This is a genomic window from Streptomyces sp. NPDC031466 (assembly GCF_055581265.1).
The window spans coordinates 682768-689639 of sequence record NZ_JBVIJT010000005.1 but is presented as its reverse complement, the minus strand read 5'-3'; the positions used below and the strand labels follow the sequence as shown (position 1 = coordinate 689639).

At 70.7% G+C, this 6872-nt stretch carries 5 protein-coding genes; 2 read left to right on the top strand and 3 right to left on the bottom strand.

Features of this window, described 5'->3' with window-relative positions; genetic code table 11:
- Positions 1-398 precede the first annotated feature (398 nt).
- Complete coding sequence (locus ACZ5GP_RS15200) at positions 399-947, bottom strand: MarR family winged helix-turn-helix transcriptional regulator (protein WP_358589841.1); 549 nt, start codon at positions 945-947, stop codon at positions 399-401.
- A 122-nt stretch (positions 948-1069) separates the two neighbouring features.
- On the opposite strand from ACZ5GP_RS15200, the gene ACZ5GP_RS15195 reads away from it, so the two are divergent.
- The gene (locus tag ACZ5GP_RS15195) at positions 1070-2356 is read left to right on the top strand and encodes an MFS transporter (protein ID WP_468751261.1); all 1287 of its coding nucleotides are present in this window, start codon (positions 1070-1072) and stop codon (positions 2354-2356) included.
- 6 nt (positions 2357-2362) lie between these two features.
- Here the strand turns inward: ACZ5GP_RS15195 and ACZ5GP_RS15190 are convergent, their stop codons facing one another.
- On the bottom strand, positions 2363-4033 hold the full coding sequence (locus ACZ5GP_RS15190; protein ID WP_468751260.1) for an ATP-binding SpoIIE family protein phosphatase: 1671 nt from the start codon (positions 4031-4033) through the stop codon (positions 2363-2365).
- 185 nt (positions 4034-4218) lie between these two features.
- Complete coding sequence (locus ACZ5GP_RS15185) at positions 4219-5577, bottom strand: NAD(P)/FAD-dependent oxidoreductase (protein ID WP_468751259.1); 1359 nt, start codon at positions 5575-5577, stop codon at positions 4219-4221.
- A 372-nt stretch (positions 5578-5949) separates the two neighbouring features.
- On the opposite strand from ACZ5GP_RS15185, the gene ACZ5GP_RS15180 reads away from it, so the two are divergent.
- On the top strand, positions 5950-6723 hold the full coding sequence (locus ACZ5GP_RS15180) for a TetR/AcrR family transcriptional regulator (RefSeq protein WP_468751258.1): 774 nt from the start codon (positions 5950-5952) through the stop codon (positions 6721-6723).
- Positions 6724-6872 lie beyond the last annotated feature (149 nt).

Sequence of the window (6872 nt, the reverse complement as noted above, 5' to 3'; positions counted from 1 at the left end):
TCAGACTCTTTCGTGTCCGATTTCCTCGGTGCCTTTCCGGTTCTCGCTCCGGCCTTTCGGCTTTCGCGTTTCCCTTTCCGGCGGTTCCGACTCTACCAGATCCTTTCGGGCCTGATTCCCGGTCAGAGCGGGTTGCCTTCCCGGCTGTTGGGCCGTTCCGACGTCTCAAACTCTAGCGGGTTTTCCCGGCGACTCATAATCGGGTCTCGGATTGAATTCGGGCATGCCGAATGCGTTCCGTTGGGAGGTCGTGCAGAGTTTGTTTTGCCGCTTACCAGCGGCGAAAAGTGCTACCGCAGAACCGTTACGGCCCCGTGGCAACCCGAAGAACCTTACGGGTCCTGCGGATGACTGTCAACCCCACACTGTGCCCGCAGGTCAGCGGGCCAAACGGGGGGTCAGTCCAGGTCGTTGAGGCGACCGCCGGCATCCGGCTGGGCGTGCTCCACCCGACGCAGGAGGCGGGTCAGCAGCTCGTCCAGGACTCCGCGCTCGTCGGCGGAGAGGTCCTGGAGGAGGTCCTCCTCGAAGACCGTGGCCAGGCGCATCGCCTCCAGCCACTTCTCGCGGCCCTCCGCCGTCAGCTCCACGATGACGCGGACGCGGTTCGTCTCGTCGCGGTCGCGGGTGACCAGGCCCTCCCCCACCATGCGGTCGATGCGGTGGGTCATGGCGGCGGGCGTGAGGCCCAGGCGCTTGGCCAGGTCGCCGGGGCCCATCTGGTACGGGGCGCCGGACAGGACGAGGGCCTTCAGGACCTCCCACTCGGCGTTGCTGATGTCGAGGGTCGCGGTCTGCCGGCCGTAGGCGACGTTCATACGGCGGTTCAAGCGGCCGAGGGCCGAGACGATCTTCTCGACCTGGGGGTCGAGGTCCTGGAACTCCCGCTGGTACGCGGCGATCTGTTCTTCAAGTGTCGGCTCGCTCGGGCCGGGGGTGTCACCCATGGCCGCAGTATGGCACGCCCCCAGTTGTCATCGAAGTCCTTCGGTGTGTACTGTTTAGATCCTAACTTTAGCTTCGAAGTCTTCACTTCTAACTCCTAAGGCAGGTGAAAGTGACCAGGGCGATGGGCGCAGCGATGCGTCGTATCCAGGCAGGCAGCGCGCTGAGCGCGTTCGGCATCGGTTTCACGGTCCCGTTCCTCTACGTCTACGTGGCGCAGGTGCGAGAGCTCGGGGCCAGTACGGCGGGCATCGTGCTCGCCGCCTTCGCCATGGCCGCGCTGGTCGTCCTGCCCATCACCGGCCGCGCCATCGACCGGCGCGGCCCGCTCCCCGTACTCGTGGGCGCGGCGGTCGTCGCCTCCGTGGGCGCGCTCGCGCTCGGTGTCGCCGGGAGCGAGACGACCGCGATCCTCTCCGCGGCGCTGCTCGGCGCGGGCACCGCGGTCATGCAGCCGGCGCTGGCGACGATGATCGTCTGGTCCTCGACGCCCAGCACCCGCACGCGCTCCTTCGCGATGCAGTTCTTCCTGCAGAACCTGGGCCTCGGCATCGGTGGCCTCCTCGGCGGCCAGATCGTCGACGAGGACCGGGCGAGCAGCTTCACACTGCTGTTCTCCATCGAGTCCGTGATGTTCCTGGTGCTCGCGGCGATCGCACTGACCGTGCGGCTGCCGCACGCGCCGGCCATCCAGGACGCGATGCCCAAGGACGCCTCGGCACCGCGCGGCGGGATGCGGGCGCTCCTCGAGCACAAGGCCATGGTGCAGCTGTGCGTGCTCGGCTTCGTGATCTTCTTCGCCTGCTACGGGCAGTTCGAGTCGGGGCTCTCCGCGTACGGCGTGGAGGCCGCGGGGATCACGCCGTCGACGCTCGGCATCGCGCTCGCCGCCAACACGGCGGTGATCGTTCTCGCCCAGTTCGCCGTCCTGAAGTTCGTGGAACGCCGCAAGCGGTCCCGTGTCATCGCGGCCGTGGGTCTGATCTGGGCCTTCGCGTGGGTTCTCGCGGGGTACGCGGGGCTCGGGCACGGCAGCCAGGAGATGGCCACCGCCGCGTTCGTCTCGACGTACGCCCTGTTCGGGCTCGGTGAGGCGATGCTGTCGCCGACCGTCGCGCCGCTGGTCGCGGATCTGGCGCCGGGCGGCATGGTCGGGCAGTACAACTCCGCCTTCGCCCTGGTGAAGCAGCTCGCCCTCGCGGTCGGTCCGGCTGTCGGCGGGCCGATGGGCGCCGCGCTGCATCTCCCGTACATCGTGACGTTCGTGCTGTTCTCGCTGGGCATCACGGTGCTCGCGGTGCGGATGGGTCATGGGCTCACCCCCGTGCAGAACCAGCCCTCGCTCGCCAAGAGCCCGGTGGTGGCGCAGGGCGGCCCTACCGCGGCCGCGCCCGCCACGGCCGACGCGTAACCCTCGCTACTGGGGGAGCGCGAACTCACACCAGACGGCTTTGCCGCCCCCCGGTGTGCGACGCGAGCCCCAGTTCGACGCGATCGTGGCGACGATGGCGATGCCGCGTCCCGCCTCGTCGGCCGGCTCGGCGCGGCGGCGGCGCGGCAGGTGGTCGTCGCCGTCGGTGACCTCGATGATCAGCCGGCGGTCGGTGCGGCGCAGGCGCAGCCGCATCGGCGGGGTGCCGTGCTGGAGGGAGTTGGCGACCAGTTCGCTGGCGGCGAGGACGCCGAGGTCGTGCAGTTCCGGGGAGAAGCGCCAGCTGGCGAGGACGCCGGTGGCGAAGGCACGCGCGCGTGGGGCTGCTTCCACGCCGCCGAGCAGTTCCAGGGCGGCGTTGCGGAACAGCTCCGCGTCCGGGCCGGTGCGGGCCGGGTGCTGGAGGACCAGGACGGCCACGTCGTCGTCGTGGTCGGCGGTCACCCCGAGGGCGCGGATCAGGCGGTCGCACACCACCTGCGGGGTGCCGGTGGCGCCGGCCAGGGCGCGCTCCAGGGAGGCGACGCCTTCGTCGATGTCCTCGCTGCGCCGCTCGACGAGACCGTCCGTATAGAGGACGGCGGTCGAGCCGGGGCCGAGCGGCAGGGAGCCGGAGGTGTGCAGCCAGCCTCCCGTGCCGAGCGGGGGTCCGGTGGGTTCCTCGGCGCGGTGGATGATGCCGTTCTCGTCGCGTACGAGGATGGGCAGGTGTCCCGCGGAGGCGTAGAGGAGGCTTCCTTCGTTCGGGTCGTGGATGGCGTAGACGCAGGTGGCGATCTGACTGGCGTCGATCTCCGCGGCGAGGCCGTCCAGGAGCTGGAGGACCTCGTGCGGCGGCAGGTCCAGGCGGGCGTAAGCGCGCACGGCGGTGCGGAGCTGGCCCATGACGGCCGCCGCGCGAACGCCCCGGCCCATCACGTCGCCGATGACGAGGGCGGTGCGGCCGCCGCCGAGGGTGATCACGTCGTACCAGTCGCCGCCGACCGCGGCCTCGGTGCCGCCGGGCTGGTAGGTGGCGGCGATGCGCAGGTCGTCGGGCTGTTCGAGTTCCTGGGGCAGCAGTGACTTCTGGAGGGTGACGGCCGTCTCGCGCTGGGCGCGCTCGCTGGCGCGCAGACGCTCGGCGGCCTCGGCGTGGTCGGTGACGTCGGCGGCGAAGACCAGCACGCCGCCGCTCTGCCCGGAGCCGGCCGCGCCGGCGGTCACCGGGAGGCTCACGGGGGTGCAGGTGAAGGTGTACGAGCGGCCGCCGGACGTTCGGCGGGACTTGACGGTGCGCGGCTTCGCGCTGCGCAGGACCTGGTCCAGGAGGGGCAGCAGGCCGAGCTCGGCCAGTTCGGGCAGCGCCACGCGCGCGGGTTCGCCGAGGGGGCGGGGGCCGAAGGCGGCGGCGTAGGCGTCGTTGACGTAGGCGATGCGGTGGTCGGTGCCGTGCACGAGGGCGACCAGGGCGGGGACGCGGTCGAGCACCTCGCGGACCGGCAGCTCGTCGATGCCGTCGGCGGGCGTGGGCCGTGCTCCGTCGGAGAGCCGCTCGGCGCGGGCGGCGGGGACGGAGCCGTCGCCGCGCGGGGACGGGGAGATCGTCTGCTCGGTCCGCGCCGCCGCGCGGCGCTGCGTTCCGGGGAGCCGGGCGCTCCAGCGCGTGAAGTTCACTGCGGTAGGCCTCGTGGTGTCGCTTCTGGATCGGGAACACAGCTTGTCGAGGGCGGACGTCCCGTGTGTCGGCCTTGCGGCCGGACCATGGTCACACGGACAGTCTTGCCGACCGGACTGACATCCGTGGGTGCGGACGGACATCCATCAGACGTGGGGTCTGTGCGGGGAGTTCCTGCCTCCGGTCAGGAGGACTCCTTCGGGCGTCCTCCACCGGCCGCCAGTTCGAACTCCGCACGGGGGTGTTCCAGCGAGCCCAGGGAGACGATCTCGCGTTTGAACAGGCCGGCGAGGGTCCATTCGGCGAGCACCCGGGACTTGCGGTTGACGGTCGGCACTCTGCTCAAGTGGTAGACGCGGTGCATGAACCAGGCGGGGTAACCCTTCAGCTTGCGTCCGTAGACGTGGGCGACGCCTTTGTGCAGGCCCAGGGAGGCGACGGAGCCCACGTACTTGTGCCGGTACTCCTGGAGCGGCCGCTCGCGCAGGGTCGCCACGATGTTGTCGCCGAGGACCTTGGCCTGGCGCACGGCGTGCTGGGCGTTGGGGGCGCACTCCTTGCCGGGTTCGTCGGCGCTCACGTCGGGGACGGCGGCGGCGTCGCCGGCGGCCCACGCGTGCGTGGCGCCCTCGACGGACAGCCGTGCGGTGCACTTGAGGCGGCCGCGTTCGTTCAGCGGCAGGTCGCAGGCGGCGAGGAGGGGGTGCGGTCTGACGCCGGCCGTCCACACGACGGTGCGGGTGGGGAAGCGGGCGCCGTCGCTCAGGACGGCCACGCGGTCCTCGCAGGAGTCAAGGCGGGTCTCCATACGTACGTCGATATTGCGCCGTCGCAGCTCGCGCACCGTGTACCGGCCCATCTCCTCGCCGACCTCGGGCAGGATCCGTCCGGAGGCCTCGACGAGGATCCACTTCATGTCCTCGGCCTTGATGTTGTGGTAGTAGCGGGCGGCGTATCGCGCCATGTCCTCCAGTTCGCCGAGCGCCTCCACGCCGGCGTAGCCGCCCCCCACGAAGACGAAGGTCAGAGCCGCGTCGCGGATGGCGGGGTCACGTGTGGAGGAGGCGATGTCCATCTGTTCGATGACGTGGTTGCGCAGACCGATGGCCTCTTCGACGGTCTTGAAGCCGATGGCGTACTCGGCGAGGCCCGGGATGGGCAGGGTGCGCGAGACGGAGCCGGGGGCGAGGACCAGTTCGTCGTACGTGAGGTCGACGGCGCCGGTGCCCTCCTCCTCGGTGGCGAGCGTGGTGAAGGTCGCGGTGCGCTTGGCGTGCTCGACCGACTCGACCTCGCCGATGATGACGCGGCACTGGTCGAGGACGCGGCGCAGCGGCACCACGACATGGCGCGGCGAGATGTTGCCGGCCGCCGCTTCGGGCAGGAACGGCTGATACGTCATGTACGGCTCGGGCGTGATGACCACGATCTCGGCCTCACCCCGCTTGAGCTCCGGCTTCAGCTTCCGCTGGAGTCGCAGTGCGGTGTACATGCCGACGTAGCCACCGCCGACGACGAGAATGCGCACAGGTTCCGTCACCATCCCATGACGCACCCGGCTCCGGAGTTTGTCCACAGGCCCGGCAATTTGTGTGACCGGGAAGGGCGCGGCGCGGGCGCTCGGCGGCTCGCGGCGGCGTACGAAAGGTGCGCAGGTCAGCGGGTGTGAGGGGGGTATGCGCGAGGGGTGCAATAAGGCCTGAAACGGTGCGTACTCCGATCGGGGGGCGCTCCGTGCGGAACCCACCCCTTCTGAATTGACTCAGGCTCAACTATGTTCGTGGGACGTCGGGGTGTCGGGGGATGCGCTCGTCGAGCCGGGATTTTCGGGCTCGCGGAAGCGTTCGCTCCGCACACGCCGGTTGCCAATGGCGGGGAGTGTCTCCGGGGGGAGACGTCAGCACCGGGGGAACGCATGCACATTCAGGAGACTCACTGGACTTCCGCGTCCGTGTCGGCGTCAGCCGTCGGCACCAGCGGGAACGGACGTGACATGGGGGAAGGAGCGCGTACGACGCCATTGCGGGTCGACGCACAGCGCAATCTCGAGCATGTACTTCGCGCGGCCCGCGAGGTCTTCGGCGAGCTGGGGTACGGCGCGCCCATGGAGGACGTCGCGCGCCGCGCCCGGGTCGGCGTGGGCACCGTCTACCGCCGCTTCCCGAGCAAGGACGTGCTGGTCCGACGGATAGCCGAGGAGGAGACGTCCCGGCTGACCGACCAGGCGCGTACCGCGCTCGGGCAGGAGGACGAGCCGTGGTCGGCGCTCTCGCGCTTCCTTCGGACGTCCGTGGCGTCGGGCGCGGGGCGGCTGCTGCCGCCGCAGGTGCTGCGGGTGGGCGTCGAGGACGGCGTCCAGGAGGACGGGGCGCGGGTGCCGCAGCAGCGGCAGTCGGCCTCCGGGGTCCCCGAGCTGCGTCTGGTGGAGCAGCGTCCGGCGCCCGCCGAGGAGTCCGCTTCCGCCGCGGTGAGCGACGACGCGGGGGCGGCGACGCTCCTCGATGTCGTCGGGCGCCTCGTGGAGCGGGCCCGCGCGGCGGGTGAGCTGCGGCCGGACGTGACCGTCTCCGACGTCCTGCTGGTGATAGCGACGGCGGCGCCGTCGCTGCCGGACGCGGCGCAGCAGGCCGCGGCGTCGTCGCGGCTGCTCGACATCCTGCTCGAAGGACTGCGGTCGCGCCCTTCCTAGAGCCCACGGCGGAAGGCTCAACTCCGGTACGGTCAGGGGCGTTGAGCCTTCCCCGAATGGGTGAACAGTAGTGCTCCATTCCGGGGAATCACCTCGGACGAGTGGTTGCCCGTCATCGCCCACGGCCTGAGCGCGGCTGTGTGTCACTC